At 49.8% G+C, this 15655-nt stretch carries 15 protein-coding genes; 7 read left to right on the top strand and 8 right to left on the bottom strand.

Annotation, left to right across the window (positions count from 1 at the left end; all coding sequences use genetic code 11):
• The first annotated feature begins 86 nt into the window (after positions 1-86).
• The 3 genes from BLP64_RS04495 to BLP64_RS04485 are packed head-to-tail and all read left to right on the top strand — an operon-like array spanning position 87 to position 3139.
• Positions 87-1241 (top strand): efflux RND transporter periplasmic adaptor subunit, encoded by a 1155-nt coding sequence (locus BLP64_RS04495; RefSeq protein WP_092592192.1) that lies wholly within the window; start codon positions 87-89, stop codon positions 1239-1241.
• A complete protein-coding gene (locus BLP64_RS04490; protein ID WP_199286039.1) occupies positions 1222-2433 on the top strand; it encodes an ABC transporter permease in 1212 nt (403 codons plus the stop codon). The genes BLP64_RS04495 and BLP64_RS04490 overlap by 20 nt, the downstream gene beginning before the upstream one ends.
• The gene (locus BLP64_RS04485; protein ID WP_092592190.1) at positions 2426-3139 is read left to right on the top strand and encodes an ABC transporter ATP-binding protein; all 714 of its coding nucleotides are present in this window, start codon (positions 2426-2428) and stop codon (positions 3137-3139) included. Before BLP64_RS04490 ends, BLP64_RS04485 begins: the two co-directional genes overlap by 8 nt.
• A 48-nt stretch (positions 3140-3187) precedes the next feature.
• Here the strand turns inward: BLP64_RS04485 and BLP64_RS04480 are convergent, their stop codons facing one another.
• The 4 genes from BLP64_RS04480 to BLP64_RS04465 form a co-directional block, all read right to left on the bottom strand.
• Positions 3188-4711, bottom strand: a complete 1524-nt coding sequence (locus BLP64_RS04480) for an acetyl-CoA hydrolase/transferase family protein (protein WP_092592188.1) — start codon at positions 4709-4711, stop codon at positions 3188-3190.
• Positions 4712-4834: 123 nt separating this feature from the next.
• Positions 4835-5050 carry a helix-turn-helix domain-containing protein gene (locus BLP64_RS04475; protein ID WP_092592186.1) on the bottom strand — a complete coding sequence of 72 codons (216 nt, stop codon included), beginning with the start codon at positions 5048-5050 and terminating at the stop codon, positions 4835-4837.
• Positions 5051-5054: 4 nt separating this feature from the next.
• Positions 5055-5657, bottom strand: a complete 603-nt coding sequence (locus BLP64_RS04470; RefSeq protein WP_092592184.1) for a hypothetical protein — start codon at positions 5655-5657, stop codon at positions 5055-5057.
• Between the two features lie 81 nt (positions 5658-5738).
• Positions 5739-6764 carry an isopenicillin N synthase family dioxygenase gene (locus BLP64_RS04465; protein WP_233340104.1) on the bottom strand — a complete coding sequence of 342 codons (1026 nt, stop codon included), beginning with the start codon at positions 6762-6764 and terminating at the stop codon, positions 5739-5741.
• Between the two features lie 209 nt (positions 6765-6973).
• Between BLP64_RS04465 and BLP64_RS04460 the strand changes: the two genes are divergently transcribed.
• Positions 6974-7633 (top strand): epoxyqueuosine reductase QueH, encoded by a 660-nt coding sequence (locus tag BLP64_RS04460; RefSeq protein WP_092592182.1) that lies wholly within the window; start codon positions 6974-6976, stop codon positions 7631-7633.
• A gap of 81 nt (positions 7634-7714) precedes the next feature.
• Positions 7715-9427 (top strand): gamma-glutamyltransferase, encoded by a 1713-nt coding sequence (gene ggt, locus BLP64_RS04455; RefSeq protein ID WP_199286038.1) that lies wholly within the window; start codon positions 7715-7717, stop codon positions 9425-9427.
• Position 9428: 1 nt separating this feature from the next.
• On the opposite strand, the gene BLP64_RS04450 is transcribed toward ggt, so the two are convergent.
• A complete protein-coding gene (locus BLP64_RS04450) occupies positions 9429-10430 on the bottom strand; it encodes a cytochrome-c peroxidase (protein ID WP_092592180.1) in 1002 nt (333 codons plus the stop codon).
• Positions 10431-10611: 181 nt separating this feature from the next.
• Here BLP64_RS04450 and nagB point away from each other — a divergent pair, with 181 nt between their 5' ends.
• Positions 10612-11358 (top strand): glucosamine-6-phosphate deaminase, encoded by a 747-nt coding sequence (gene nagB, locus BLP64_RS04445; protein WP_092592178.1) that lies wholly within the window; start codon positions 10612-10614, stop codon positions 11356-11358.
• A 123-nt stretch (positions 11359-11481) separates the two neighbouring features.
• Positions 11482-13002 carry a catalase gene (locus tag BLP64_RS04440; protein WP_092592176.1) on the top strand — a complete coding sequence of 507 codons (1521 nt, stop codon included), beginning with the start codon at positions 11482-11484 and terminating at the stop codon, positions 13000-13002.
• A gap of 82 nt (positions 13003-13084) precedes the next feature.
• Here the strand turns inward: BLP64_RS04440 and BLP64_RS04435 are convergent, their stop codons facing one another.
• The 3 genes from BLP64_RS04435 to BLP64_RS04425 form a co-directional block, all read right to left on the bottom strand.
• Positions 13085-13687: a nitroreductase family protein gene (locus tag BLP64_RS04435; RefSeq protein WP_092592174.1), complete on the bottom strand. Its 603-nt coding sequence runs from the start codon at positions 13685-13687 to the stop codon at positions 13085-13087.
• Between the two features lie 154 nt (positions 13688-13841).
• Positions 13842-14867, bottom strand: a complete 1026-nt coding sequence (locus BLP64_RS04430) for a c-type cytochrome (protein ID WP_092592172.1) — start codon at positions 14865-14867, stop codon at positions 13842-13844.
• A gap of 13 nt (positions 14868-14880) precedes the next feature.
• The gene (locus BLP64_RS04425; protein ID WP_092592170.1) at positions 14881-15534 is read right to left on the bottom strand and encodes a c-type cytochrome; all 654 of its coding nucleotides are present in this window, start codon (positions 15532-15534) and stop codon (positions 14881-14883) included.
• Between the last annotated feature and the right edge of the window lie 121 nt (positions 15535-15655).

The raw sequence follows: 15655 nt of genomic DNA, 5'->3' as shown, positions 1-15655 counted from the left end.
TTGTTATCCAATAGGCAGGTTTACAAAGTGATTCGTGTATGATGTTACCAGTGATTCCCTGAGTTATGACCTGAGTTGGAGTACGGATGCAACGATTCTCCCGCACGCAAATAGCATTGGCATTAACCGTCGCAATCATCATGATTTATCTCATGCTGCGCTGGTGGCAGGGTCCCCAAGTTAAGGTTCAACCCGTGGTGTCAGCCCCGCTGGTGCAGTCGGTGGTGGCAGCCGGCCGGGTCACGGCGGATACGCGCATTGAAATTAGCAGTGAAGTGACCGGTGTGGTCAAGCATCGCTGGGTGCATGAAGGCGATGCGGTGACCCAAGGGCAGCCTTTATTCACCTTACGCGCTGATGATCTCGTGGCGCAGGTGCGCCAACTTGAAGTTGCGCTGGTGGAGCTGACGAACCGCACACGGCCCCAAGCGCGTGCTGATTTGGCGCAAGCTCAAACGGAACTCGCGCAGGCGCAGCGTGAAGCAAAGCGCCGAGCCGAATTGGTCGAGCAAGGGGTGATTACTCGTGAGCATTATGAGCAGGCTGAACAACTCGTTCGGCTGGCAGCCTTGAATGTCGAGCGGGCCGAAGTTCAAGTGACTGCTGTAGCTGAGGGTGGCACGGAACAGCAAGTGCTGGAGGAGCAATTATCGGCTGCACAGGCGCTACTCGCAAAAACTGAAATTGTCGCCCCTTTAGATGGGTTAATCCTGACCCGTCATGTGGATGTTGGTGATATCGCTCAGCCGGGGCAGGTGCTGTTAACGTTGGCGGCCTCAGGCGCCATCGAAGTCCGCACTGATATTGATGAGCGTCACTTAAGCCAGTTGGCCATTGGTCAGGCGGCGACGGTGATTGCCGATGCCTACCCAGATTCTCCATTTCCTGCGACCGTGAGCTATATTGCGCCTGTCATTGATGCGACCCGAGGCACCGTTGAAGTACGGTTATCGCTGCCGCAATCGGTGCCATTTTTACGTCAAGATATGACGGTGTCGGTCACCATTGAAGTGGCGCGGCGCGAGCAGGCTTTGGTCATTCCCAATGAAGCTTTAATCAATTCCGACCGGGTCTGGTTAGTCCAACAAGGCCGTTTGCAGCAACAAGAGATTACTCTTGGCGTGCGAGGGTTAACCCATAGTGAAGTCACCCAAGGGCTGCAACTCGGCGATCAGGTGCTAGTGACCATGCCAGCAACGCCAACAGAGGGGCAACGTGTCCGTGCAAAAGTGGTGGACTGATTGGGTCGTGGCCATTGCGTTTTTACGAGATGGTCGGGGCCAAACATTGCTGATTACCGTGGGAGTGGCCATTGGTGTGGCCGTTATCGTGTTTGTGACGGCCTTGATTGAAGGGCTTCAAGCCAACGTCATTGAGCGCACCTTAGGTACTCAGGCGCATATTCGTTTATCGCAACCTGATGAAATGAACCGCGTGGCGCCAATGCCGGCAGGAATCCTGCATGTGGTATTGGAAGACCAACGCGCCCAACGATTACGCAGTATTCAAAACTGGCAAAAATTGATTGTTGCTTTGGATCAACGCACCGAGTTAACCGTGGTCTCCCCCATGGTTTCTGGGCCCGCTTTAGCGAAGCGTGGGGCTGCGGTTGAGTCGGTTGCCTTGGTGGGCATTGATTGGCCGCGCTACCAGCAACTGCTTCCCCTGCAAGATTATTTGGTAGCGGGGCAACTGCGTATTGGCGCCGATGATGTGCTGATTGGCTCGCAGCTCGCGCAGGAGCTCGGAGTATCAGTAGGCGGTAAAATACGTCTTGATAGTGGGCAAGGCAATGCGCGGGTGGTGAACGTGGCGGGTATTTTTGAACTCGGCGTGCGGGAGCTGGATGCGCGCTATATCTATATGGATCTGAAACAAGCTCAGCCCTTGCTCAATTTGGTGGGGGGTGCCACTGTCATTGATCTGCGCGTGACCGATATTTTCGAAGCCGAAGACATTGCACAAATCATGCACCGCTTGACTGGATTAAAAGCGGAGAGCTGGATTGCCACCAACGCACAGCTGATGAATGCGCTCAGCGCCCAAAGTTTATCGACCAACATGATTAAAGTGTTTGTCGGGGTCTCGGTGGCTTTTGGTATTGCCAGTGTGCTGTCGGTTAGTGTGGTGCAGCGTACCCGTGAAATTGGTATTTTGCGCGCCACGGGGGCTGGACGGGACCAAATTCTGCGTATCTTTTTACTGCAAGGTGCACTGTTTGGCTTGTTTGGGGCCACGGCCGGCATAGGGGTCAGTTACGCCTTGGTGTGGGTTTTCAACGCGTTTGGGCCGGGTTTGTTTTATATCCCGATTGCTCCTAGTTTAATTGTTGGCGCCCTCGCTCTCGCTGTGCTCACAGGAATAGGTGCTGCTGCGTGGCCCGCTCGCCGAGCTGCTAATTTAGACCCCGTTGAGGCAATTCGTTATGTCTAATGGTGTTCGAGAAATTCTCCGTTTAGACGGCATTTGCAAGTCGTATCAAGTGGGGCTACCCACCCAAACCGATGTGCTGCACAACATTAGCTTTCAGCTTGATAGCAATGATTTTGCGGCATTGGTGGGGCCTTCGGGTTCAGGAAAAAGTACCTTATTGAATGTGATGGGGTTGCTCGACCAGCCAACGTCTGGGGAATTGTACTTACTTCAGCAAGCAACCAGCACCATGACGGAGCGGCAACGTACCGAGCTGCGGGGCAGTGAAATTGGTTTCGTGTTTCAATTTCACCATTTAATTCAGGCGTTTAGTGCGCTTGATAACGTGCTCATGCCGTTGATGTTAAATCATGGCAAGCCGACTGCTGAAGATCGCGACTATGCCCGTCATTTACTAGCGCAAGTGGGGTTAGAAAAGCTGGCTGGGCGTCGACCTAATGAACTCTCTGGCGGACAGCAGCAACGGGTTGCCGTGGCGCGTGCGTTAGTCACCAAGCCGGCATTGATTCTAGCGGATGAACCAACGGGGAATCTCGACTCAAAATCTGCCGCAACGGTGTTTGAGCTATTTCGGAAAATTCAGGTGGAATATCAGTGTGCGGTGTTATTAGTCACCCATGATGAGCGACTTTCGTCTGCGTGTGAACGAACCATTCAGTTGTTTGACGGGCGTTTACAGTCAGCGGATGAGCATCAAGCAAGATAGGGCGTAACGAGGGATGCACTTCGGGCGGGTGCATCCCTCGATACTTATTTACTCACGGCGCATGGTTCCGGTTTGTTCAAACTGTTCGTGCCAGCTCAACGCCTCTTGGAGTAAATGAGGGGTGTGCATTCCACGACCACTTGCACAAGCACGCTCAAAATAATCGAGCAGCATTGGTTTAAAGTCTGGGTGAGCACAATTTTCGATAATAGCCTTCGCGCGCTGACGTGGTGATAACCCACGTAAGTCTGCAAGACCTTGCTCGGTCACAATGACTTTCACATCGTGCTCCGTATGGTCAACGTGCGAGACCATAGGTACGATGGTCGAGATTTTGCCATCTTTGGCGGTCGACGGTGACATGAAAATTGACAAGTAGCCGTTTCGGGCAAAGTCACCTGAACCACCAATACCGTTCATCATTCGGGTTCCCATAATATGGGTCGAGTTCACGTTGCCGTAAATATCCGCTTCGATCATCGCGTTGGTTGCAATGACCCCAAGTCGACGCGCGATTTCCGGATGGTTACTGATTTCTTGTGGACGTAAAATAATCCGCTCACGATAGAACTCAATATCCTTATCAAACTCAGCGATACCGTCAGGACTCAGCGAAAATGCCGTGGCAGATGCCATCCGTAAGGTTCCGGATTTGAGCATTTTCAACATACCGTCTTGAATCACCTCGGTATAGGCGGTCAAATTCTTATAGTCGCCGCTATCCAGTGCTTCGAGTACCGCGTTCGGGATGTTGCCAACCCCGGACTGCAAAGGTAGTAAGTTTTCTGGCAAGCGGCCTTTGGCGACTTCGCTGTCAAAGAACTTCAGAATATGCTCGGCAATTCGGCGTGATGCGTCATCCGGCTCTTTAAATGGTGAATTACGATCAGGTGCATTGGTTTCGACAATGGCAATGACCTTTTCAATCGGACAGCGTAAATAAAGCTCACCAACGCGTTGATCCGGCTCAGTCAGTTGAATCGGTTTACGGTTTGGTGGTAACGCGGTGCCGTAGTAGATGTCATGCATGCCTTCCATGCGGAGACTCTGAGTATGGTTAACTTCTAAAATGACTTTATCGGCTTGTTCAATCCAGGTTTTGTTATTGCCGACCGATGATGACGGAATTAACGACCCATCTTCGCGAATACCGACCACTTCAATAATGGCAATATCCATTTTTCCGAAAAAGCCAGCCCATGCGTATTGGGCCACTTCGGATAAGTGGTAGTCCGCATAGTTCATGGTGCCTTCGTTAATGCGCGCCCGGCAAATCGGGTCACTTTGGAAGGGTAAGCGCATTTCAATGCCATCTACTTCAGCGAGCTTGCCGTCTAATTCAGGTGCGGTTGAGGCACCGGTTAAAACATTAATCCGGAAAGGTTGCCCGCCCGCAGTATTATGCGCACGGATTCGCTCAGCTAAAGCACCGGGAACCGCTTTTGGATAGCCAGCTCCGGTAAAACCGCTCATTCCAACGTTCGCTCCTGCTGGAATCATCGCTGCCGCTTCTTCGGCACTCATGACCAGGTGTTGTAGAGCTGAACATAAAATTCGGGATTGTTTAGACATGATCTTACCTGTAGGTTAACTCACAAAACTGCATCCTTTGTGTCGTAAGCAATGCAGGTATAAGGGCTCTATTCTATGATGAATTGGAGCCCTTGATCGGTGTATGCGACTAAAGTCTTAGATTTAGGTATGGTCGACGGAGTCAATAAAAGCAAGGATATCCCCCGGTTGGCACTGCAATTCTCGACATATTGCATCAAGCGTGCTGAACCGAATTGCCTTCACTTTGCCAGTTTTCAGGAGTGACAAATTGGTGAGTGAAACGCCCACCCGTTCCGACAATTCCGTCAGGGTCATCTTATTTTTTGCTAACTCAACATCTAAATTTACTTGAATCATTCGTCTATACCACTTCTGCGTACTGCTCAGCGGTTAACCAGTGGATGGCTAAGAGTACCAATAGCGCTGGGAACAATAGATAACCGACAATGGTTAACACCAGCGTGAGGTGGAAAACAGCCATGAAGAGCATGCCGATGCAGAACGCCCGCAATAAATAAGGCAAAGCACGAAAGCGACTTAACGTTGCAATGCACATCGCCAAGGTCGCAATGCAATAGAGCCCGCCCAGAATCAATGTTGCTAAGGATGTAAGCTCAGCAATCTCTTGCGCGGATGAGGTTGTTTGGCTGAGCGCGAACCATACATCAACCAGCACAAGGCCGTGGAACAGGGCAATCAAAAGGGCCATGATTTTGAAGCTGATGGCAGCAAAGCTCCCGTGTAACTGATCGCGGAAGTAATGGCTGAGTTTTAAATAAACATAAACCTCAAGAACGCCAATAATAACAAAGAGTAAATCCCAAGCATCGAGGGTTTGAATGTCAGTATGGATAACATCCAAGCCCCCACTGATCAGGTCCACAATGCCGGTGAGCCAATAAAGTGGAAACAATACCGCAAGTAGTAGGGCAGCAATTCCGGCTAATTTATACGGGTGATTCATGAGCTATCTCCTAAGTAAGGTGAGTTCAAGATAGATCATGTTTTTATGTTATACAATCATTATTTTACGGTAATCGTAAATCTAGCCCGCGTTTTTCAGCAACTCACTGTAGAACCGTTGTGCCACATCAGGGTGAGAACGCAGTCGTCCTTTAAATACATTTTGCCCGACTTGGCGGAATAATGGGTTGTTGGGATCACTGGATGGCCCCTGTGCCAAGCGTTTTAAATGTGCTGGCAGTGCTAAATAGGGCACCTCGGCGGCAAGTTGAGCGGCCATGAAAAAAGCGATGGAGTATCGTTCTTGGGCATTGTTAGGGCTGACAACCCGATGATAGGTGGCTTGTAAATAGCCATCGGACGCCAGTTCTAAGAGCTCCCCAATATTGACCACAAATGCACCGGGTAACGGCACCACAGATAACCATTCACCTTGGTGCTGAACTTCTAGCCCGGACTGTTCGTCTTGTAGAACCAAGGTGAGATACCCAGGATCTTTATGCGCGCCAACCCCTTGGTTGTTATTGCTCGGGCGCTGCGGATAACGAATTAATTTTGTATGGGTGTAGGGCTGCTCGCCAATGGAACGATGAAAAGCAGTCGGTGCTTGCTCCAAAGCCAGGGCAAACGCTTCCAGCAACTCCATGCTGATGCTCGAGAGTTGTTGTTGCCAAGTCAGTAAGGTGTCTCGCATGGATGGCAGGGCGGAAGGCCATTGATTCGGCCCAATCAAATGGTGCCAATGGGTAGTCATGGCTGCAGGGTCGAGCGCCTTTTCTTCTTGCATGTAGTCAAACTGTTCACGCTGATCAGAACGGCCATTGGTTAATTCACTGCCAATGGTCGAGTAACCGCGAAAATGAGGAGAATTCACCATCGCTACTTGCTGCTTCTGAGCCGCCGGTAGCTGAAAAAATTGCTGAGATAATGTCATTACCTGTTCTATCTGCGCAGCGGGAATGCCATGGTCGGTTAAATAAAAAAATCCGTACTCACGGGCGGCGCGGCCTAATTCTTCAACAAATTGCACACGCGCTGCACCCCCTTGGTGCCATTGCGCAAGCTTTAACACAGGTAACGGTAAGGTTACGTGGTGCTGTTGCATCATGATTTGATCCTAATAATCCTAGAATGATGAGACTATTTTAAAGGAAGCGAGTTAGACAGAAAGGAATCAATCACGATTTTATATAGCTAAAGGTTATAAGGGCGGGTGTCGGGCAAATGCGGCGGCTGATATTTCGAGTTAGCGCAGGACTTGCTATACTTATTGATTACTCGTTGTCGTCGAGCTTGAGAAAACCTTTAGGTAGCCGTATGTCTAAGTTAGAAAGTATTGTGTTAGAAGCCCCTACAGAGTCGAACAAAGTGTTGTTGCACTCTTGCTGTGCACCCTGTGCCGGTGATGTGATGGAGCGGATGGTAAATGCCGGAATCGACATCACGGTATTTTTCTATAACCCAAATATTCATCCAGAAAAAGAATATCTCATTCGCAAAGAAGAGAATATCCGCTTCGCGGAAAAACTGGGCATTCCGTTTATTGATGCGGACTACGACACCAAAAATTGGTTCGAGCGGGTGAAGGGGCTAGAGTGGGAGCCGGAACGCGGCGAGCGTTGTACGGCTTGTTTCGATATGCGATTTGAACGAACGGCGCTGTACGCCCATGAGAATGGCTTTGATGCAATTACCAGCTGTTTGGGAATCTCGCGTTGGAAGAATATGGATCAAATCAACGACTGTGGGGTGCGTGCTGCATCACGGTATCCTGACGTCACCTATTGGACCTTTAACTGGCGTAAACAGGGCGGGTCGCAACGGATGGTTGAACTGGCCAAGCGTGAGCGCTTTTACCAGCAGGAATACTGCGGGTGCATATACTCCCTGAGAGACACCAACCGCTGGCGCGTGAAAAATGACCGCCCGCGCATTGAAATTGGTGTCCAATTCTACGGCATGGATGGCACGGAATAAGCGACACATCGAAAGAGCCCCCGCAATGGCCACGTATTCATTGAAGCTGAGTCTGTTTATGCCGACCGATAGGAGCGCAATATGTTGTATCGGACTATCGTAAGTATTTCCCTCATTTTTACTGTCATGGGCTGCTCATTAGCAGACCCTTCCTCGTCATCTACTATGGCTGCTAAAGAGACGCCTAATGCGTCTTTTGGTGCTGTGGCATCGCCGGACCAATACGGAGCCTTGGTGGCGGAACAAATTTTGGCGCAAGGGGGCAATGCCGTGGACGCGGCCATCGCAACCGCATTTAGCCTTGCGGTGACCTATCCCGAGGCTGGGAACATTGGTGGCGGTGGCTTTATGACCATTTGGTACGAAGGCCAGCCATACTACCTTGATTATCGTGAAACCGCCCCCGGAGCAGCCTATCGTGACATGTACCTGGATGAACACGGGGAAGTGATTCCTGATTTGAGTTTGGTGGGTGTTAAAGCCAGTGGTGTTCCTGGCACCGTGATGGGAATGTGGGAAGCGCACCAAAAGTTTGGTCAGTTGCCCTGGGCTGATTTAATTCAACCGGCTATTTACTACGCTGAAAACGGCTTTGAGGTGTCTGACAAACAAGCGATTTACCGTTCGAACCTGTTTGAGAAGTTGGCAGAAACCACCAACTTCATGGATTATTTCGGCACCATGCAAGCGGGGACGCTGTTGGTGCAAGAAGAATTGGCGGCCACGCTAAAACGTATTGCAGAGCAGGGGCCAGCAGACTTTTATCAGGGGCAAACAGCCGCGTTGTTAGTCGCTCAAATGGAACGCGATGGTGGCTTGATTACCCATGAAGATTTACAAAACTACCGAGCGGAATGGCGCACACCGCTTGTTATTGACTGGCAGGGTCATCAACTGGTCACGGCACCACCGCCAAGTTCCGGCGGCATTGCATTGGCTCAGTTGCTGGGCATAAAGGAGCGTTTAGCCGAGCATTTTGAACAGGTGCCTCATAATAGTCCGCAATACGTGCACTTAATTGCAGAAATTGAGAAGCGAGTGTTTGCTGACCGGGCTGATTATTTAGGAGACCCGGCGTTTACTACGGTTCCTCAAGCAGAGTTATTAGCGGTGGACTACTTAGAACGTCGTGCCGCAGAAATTAATCCAACCGCAATTTCTGTCACTGCGGATGTAAAACCTGGGTTGGAAAGCTATAACACCACGCATTTCTCCATTATTGACCAATATGGGAATGCGGTTTCGAATACGTATACCTTGAATCTCAGCTACGGCAATGGAGTGGTCGTCGAAGGTGCCGGGTTCTTGCTGAATAATGAAATGGACGACTTCTCGGCGAAAGCTGGGGTGCCGAATGCGTTTGGCGTGGTCGGCAGTGATGCCAACGCTATCGAGCCGGGTAAACGCATGCTTTCATCCATGGCGCCGACGTTATTGGTCCGCGATGATGAGGTCGCCATGGTGATTGGAACCCCCGGTGGCTCGACAATTTTTACGTCAATTTTCCAAGTTATCAATAACGTGTATGACTTTGGCATGTCGTTGTCAGACGCTGTATCAGCACCGCGCTTCCACCATCAGTTGTTGCCGAAAGATCAGATCACCATGGAGCCTTATGGTGAATTAGATGCAACAACACAAGCTGAGTTGCGGGCGCGGGGTTATCAATTAGTAACCCAAGGCTGGAATTTAGGAGATATTCAGGCCATCCAGGTGGTGGATGGCCAGATTCAGGCGGTAGCAGACCCTCGTGGACGAGGAGTTGCGAAGGTCTTTGAACACCCGCAGAAGTAAGTTATTTGAACGGGTCCGGACGCGGTGTGTCTGGACCTGATTCAGGTAAAAATGGCAAGGTAAGTTCGGGCCGCTCACCAGTGAGTGACTCCATAAATGCCACTAAGCTGGCTAACTCGTCTTCCGTAAAGTTACGACCTAGCTGTAGTTGCCCCATCACTTGAGTCGCTTCTTCCAAGGTTTCTGCGGCACCATCGTGAAAGTACGGATAGGTGAGCGCGACGTTCCGTAAGGTGGGCACTTTAAAGGTAAAGCGATCCATTTCATTGCCGGTCACATCGAATCGTCCTTGAGCCGGAGAGTCTGACTCATAAGGCTGCACCAGCCCCATTTTCATAAAGGACTTGCCACCGAGTGCTTCACCAAAGTGACAGCTAACACAGCCCACACTTTTAAATAACTCATACCCTGCTAACTGTTGGGCAGTGATGGCGTTGTCATCACCTTTTAACCATTGGTCAAAAGGGGAATTAGGAGTGACCAATGTTTTCTCAAATTCTGCAATGGCATCGGTAATGTGGTCCAAGGTGACTTGGTCGGTGCCATAAATTGCTGCGATTTGCTCGCGGTAGCCAGGAATTGATTGAATCACGTCCACCGCCAACGAGTGTGGCATCGCCATTTCTACGTTCGCTGCAATTGGGCCGGCCGCTTGCTCTTGCAGATCAACCGCACGACCATCCCAAAATTGGGCGATTTGTAAGCTGGAGTTAAAAACTGTGGGCGAGTTGACAGGCCCAGCCTGCCATTTATGGCCAATCGAGGTTTTCAGGTTATCGGTACCACCATAGGACAAGTTGTGGCACGTGTTACACGAGATAATGCCCGACATTGAAAGGCGTGGATCAAAGAACAACTGCTTGCCGAGTTCTACTTTGGCAGGCTCTTCACTGATATAGGGCTGAATTACTTGAACGGGTTCATGACGAACTTGTTCAGCGTAGGTGGGGGTAAGTACGGCAATTGAGATTGCTCCCACAGCAATTGCAGAAAACACCTTCATTTTAACAAACCTCATGTTACGACGTATCAGAGAGTATACTTGAGCAAGCACGCTTGACATTGATAATTATCAATAAAGCAATTGCCCTCAGAAATAACGCTCGATATACTGGCCGAATTGCAAAAAAAGGGTTCAATTCGCACGTTATGTGCGCCAAATTAACTAGGAAAGGGCATTCCGCATGTTTGTTGTATTTTCAAACGCTCACGCAATCGCAGATTATCTGACCGATCATATTGCGCAGCAGATTCGGACGAAACCAACGACGTCACTGGGCTTAGCGACCGGTAGCACCATGGAACCTATCTATGCGCGGCTCTTGCAACGAATTCAAGCGGAAGCCTTGGACCTTTCTCAGATTACCACATTTAACTTGGATGAATATATTGGGCTTGCCCCCGATCATCCGCAAAGTTACTTCTATTTTATGCAGCACCATTTGTTTGCCGCAGTCGGATTGCAGCCAGGGCAAGTTCACCTGCCGTGTGGTGTTTGTTCAGATGCCGAGCAAGAGTGCCAAGATTACGCCGCAAAGTTAGCTCGTGTTGGTGGGCTAGATATTCAGCTGCTTGGCATTGGTAGCAATGGCCATATTGGTTTCAATGAACCGGGCACACCGTTTGATAGTCGCACTCATGTGGTGGCGCTGTCGGAAAAAACACGACGTGATAATGGTCGGTTTTTTGAACGGTTCGAGGATGTGCCAACGCATGCCATCACCATGGGGATTGCTGAAATTTTATCGGCCAAGGAAATTTTCTTGGTGGCAACAGGTCGTCATAAAGCTGACATCATGGCGCGGTTATATGAGAGTGGTATCGATGAGCAGCTGCCTGCCTCGGCGTTGAAGCAACATGCTCACCTGCGTGTTTTAGTGGATGAAGCTGCAGCGGAGTTATTGCCCACGCATGTTAAGACCGTGGTGTAACGCTTGCAATATCATTGATCACCTCGAGTAAAAGCTGGGTTACTCCTACTAATCTACCCAATAGTATGCTATCCCTATGGTATGCAGTTTTGCATGTTAACCCCAACATGAAGGAGTCATGGAATGAGCGACAAAAAATGCCCATTTGATCCTACCCCGCTAACCACGAATGCTGGCGCTCCGGTTCCAGATAACCAGAATAGCTTAACCGCAGGCCAACGTGGCCCGTTGTTGACACAAGATCTTTGGCTGAATGAGAAGTTGGCTAACTTCGTACGGGAAGTGATTCCAGAGCGAAGAATGCACGCGAAAGGTTCAGGCGCATTTGGCACATTCACGGTGACCAAAGACATTACCAAATACACTTGTGCGAAAATTTTTAGTGAAGTGGGTAAAAAGACTGAAATGTTTGTGCGGTTTAGTACCGTTGCCGGTGAGCGTGGTGCCGCAGACGCAGAACGTGATATTCGCGGATTTGCGATGAAATTTTACACGGAAGAAGGGAACTGGGACTTGGTTGGTAACAACACGCCAGTGTTTTTCTTACGTGACCCATTAAAATTCCCTGACTTGAACAAAGCGGTGAAGCGTGACCCTCGCACGAACATGCGTTCAGCGACCAATAACTGGGATTTCTGGACGTTGCTACCAGAGGCATTCCACCAAGTTACCGTGGTGATGAGTGATCGCGGTATTCCAGCGTCTTATCGTCACATGCACGGCTTTGGTTCGCATACTTACAGCTTCTGGAACGCCGAAGGCGAGCGGTACTGGGTTAAGTTCCACTTGCGTACTCAGCAAGGCATTAAGAACCTGACGGACGCGGAAGCGGCAGCTGTGGTTGCACAGGATCGTGAAAGCCATCAGCGTGATTTGTACGAAGCCATTGAACAAGGCGATTTCCCGAAATGGAAAATGTACGTGCAAATTATGCCGGAGCAAGACGCAGAGAAGGTCCCTTACCATCCATTCGACCTCACCAAAGTTTGGCCAAAAGGGGATTACCCATTAATTGAAGTGGGTGAGTTTGAGTTGAATCGTAACTCAGACAACTACTTCTTGGATGTTGAGCAAGCAGCGTTTGCGCCCAGCAACTTGGTTCCAGGAATTGGTGTTTCTCCGGATAAAATGTTGCAAGCACGGTTGGTCAACTATGCGGACGCACAACGCTATCGAGTGGGCGTGAACCACTATCAGGTACCGGTTAACCAAGCACGTTGCCCAGTGAATAGTAACGCTCGTGACGGTCAAGGTCGTGCCGATGATAACTATAGCGGCCGTCCACATTATGAGCCGAATAGTTTCTCCCAGTGGCAGGAACAGCCGAAGTATCTGGAGCCACCACTGCGCATTAATGGTGATGCTGCTCGCTATAACTTCCGTCAAGACGATGATGACTATTTCAGCCAGCCGCGCGCGTTGTTTAACTTAATGAGTGATGAGCAAAAGCAAGCACTCTTTAATAACACCGCAGGGGCGATGGGCGATGCTGAAGACTTCATCAAATATCGTCATATCCGTTTATGCCATCACTGCCATCCAGACTATGCGGAAGGCGTCGCGAAAGCGCTTGGCTTAACGGTAGAAGATGCTCTCAAAGCCCGTGATTCTGATCCAGCGAAACATTTAGAAAGTTGTTTCTAATCACCCGTTTGAATCAGGCATAAAAAGAAACACCCCAGTGGCAAAACCACTGGGGTATTTTTATGTACGCTGTATGGAGGAATTACGAAAAAATCAGGAAACGGTCGTCATCATTCATGAATTCTTTGGCACCGAATTCACCTTCGTTTGAACCGAAAGGCATTTGGCCACGAAGGACCCATGATTCAGGCACGTTCCACTCTTTTGCTGCCGCTTCGTCAACCACTGGGTTGTAGTGCTGCAAGCTGGCGCCAATATTGGCAGCAGCCAATGCTGTCCACACGGCGAACTGGGCAATACCGGTGGAATGCTCTGACCAAATTGGGAAGTTATCTGCATACAATGGGAATTGCTCTTGCAACCCTTTCACCACGTTTTGGTCTTCGTAGAATAATACGGTACCCACGCCTGCGGCGAATGAGTTCAGTTTATTTTCAGTACCCGCAAAAGCGTCGGCTGGAACCATTGGGCGTAATGCTTCTTTGGTTAAGTCCCAGAACTTTTCACTTTGCTCACCAAATAAAATCACGGCACGTGAACTTTGCGAGTTAAACGCCGAAGGCGCTTGGCGAATGGCTTCTTGAATCAACTGCTGAAGTTGCTCTTGGCTTAATTCAACGTTCTTACCGAGTGCATATTGGCTTCGACGAGCTGCAAAGAGTCTAATTGCTTTATTATCAATCATTTAAACCTCTCTTAATGGGGATGCTCTGCGTCATAGCAGAGGTTAACTTTGTCTATGGGTGACATCATAGAGGAAATACGAAAATGGGACTAGATGGTAATTTTTAAACCTAGCGTTCCAGAGATGGAACGCTAGGCTCTTCAGGAGGATGGAATTACTGAGGGCTGCTTGCAGGCGTTCCTTCAGTAAATGTCCGCGGTTTTAACACCTCAGGCTTGAGGAATGGTTTTTCACCGGTATTATCATGCTGGCCTAAGACTTTGCCGTTGATTTCAGTGCCATATAAGGTGGCCTTGTGGAAATTCAGATATTTCTCACGGGTTTCTTTGGCGTCGCCAGTATAGCGGGGATCTTGCGGCCGTTCTTGAGCATTAATAAAGTAAGCGACATCCCACGCTTCCTTATCAGTTAAGCGCCCAGGTTGGCCGAGTGGCATGTTATTTTTGATAAACGATGCCGCAGTAAAGACGCGAGATAATCCTGCGCCCCAGTTATAAGAGGCATCGCCCCATAGCGGTGGGAATACCACCTCGCCATTGACTTTTTTACCTTCCCCGTTCGGACCATGGCACACCGCACAATTATGTGCATAAACGACCGCCCCTTGCGTAAAGCTAATATCCTTGGGCATTTCGTTGCCGAGGGAACTAAACCCGCGCCCGCCAATGTTACGATCATATAATTTTGCGCCCTTAGCCATGTATTGATGGTAGGCCACAAGGGAGAGCATGGTATCGCTGCCATATTCAGGCGGGGTTCCATTCATTGAATAGGAAAAACAACCTGCAATCCGTTCTTCAAGCGAGTTGACGTGCCCGTTTTTGCCACGAAAATCCGGGAGTGTTGTTGCCGCAGGCCACACTGGGCCTGACCATGCCATACGCCCTTCACCCATATGACATGATTTACAATTCATGTCGTTGAACACGTATTTACCACGTAACTGCTGGGTGTTCATGAACAAGTCACGACCTTTTAAGATAACTTTACGCAGCTCTGGGTGAAGATCTTTATCATTCTGAATATCGGCCAATGTGGGGGCTTGGTGGTCGTATTGCCCGGGCTTCATACTGGGCAGCTTTACGTGACCGACATCATTGCTCTGTATTGCAAACGCCGCTGAGGCGCCAAATAGCAATGCTGCACTCATACTGATGAACAACGCGTTTAGAGGTTTCATTGTCCTTCTCCTTCTACTGCTTGGCCACAGCGGGCTGGCTTGCTAAATAGGCGGCAACGGCTTCAATTTGTTCTGGACTCAGCCGTTTAGCAATTGCTTCCATTAATTGCACTGGGTCCGAGGTGCGCTGTCCTTGTTGCCACAACTCCAATTGTTGCTTGAGGTAGCTGGCATGCTGCCCAGCGATACCTGGAAAGGTGCCATCAACACCTTGGTTATTAGGTCCATGGCAGCTGGAGCAGGGCGGGAGGTAGTTATCCCAGTCACCTTCTAAGGCAAGCTTTTTACCTAAGGCTAATTGCTCTTCTGACGCAGTTGCTGCGGCTGGAGCTGGCACCGGTAAGGTGGCGAAGTAGGCGGCAAGATCAGCCAGCTGTTGTTCGTCGAAGTTATCAATATTCATGGTCATGGCAGCGTTCACACGTTGTCCTTGCTGGAAGGCAATCATTTGACGCAATGCGTAATCCGCATCGAGTCCGGCAATCCGTGGAAAGGTTGCAGCCGCCATTCCCTCACCTTGCGGACCATGGCATGCTGCGCAGGGAGCGCCGCTACCATCTCCTTGCATGGCTAAGGTTTGGCCATTTGCCGGATCCCCACTTGCATACACTGAGGCTTGCATGAAACCAGTCCATGCTATCGCTACAAGTAATACTTTGATCTTCATCAGTACATCCTTTGTTGGTTGGGCTCATACCTTCGTATTTTAGACTATGCTGATATAAAATACCTATGAATAGTATGGTTAATTAGACACATCGTTGATTTTGTTGATGCTGGTCACCGAT

Origin of the sequence: Pseudidiomarina indica (genome assembly GCF_900104245.1) — a bacterium.
In the GTDB taxonomy this organism is placed as follows: domain Bacteria; phylum Pseudomonadota; class Gammaproteobacteria; order Enterobacterales; family Alteromonadaceae; genus Pseudidiomarina; species Pseudidiomarina indica.
This window is presented reverse-complemented; position numbering and strand designations above follow the sequence as displayed.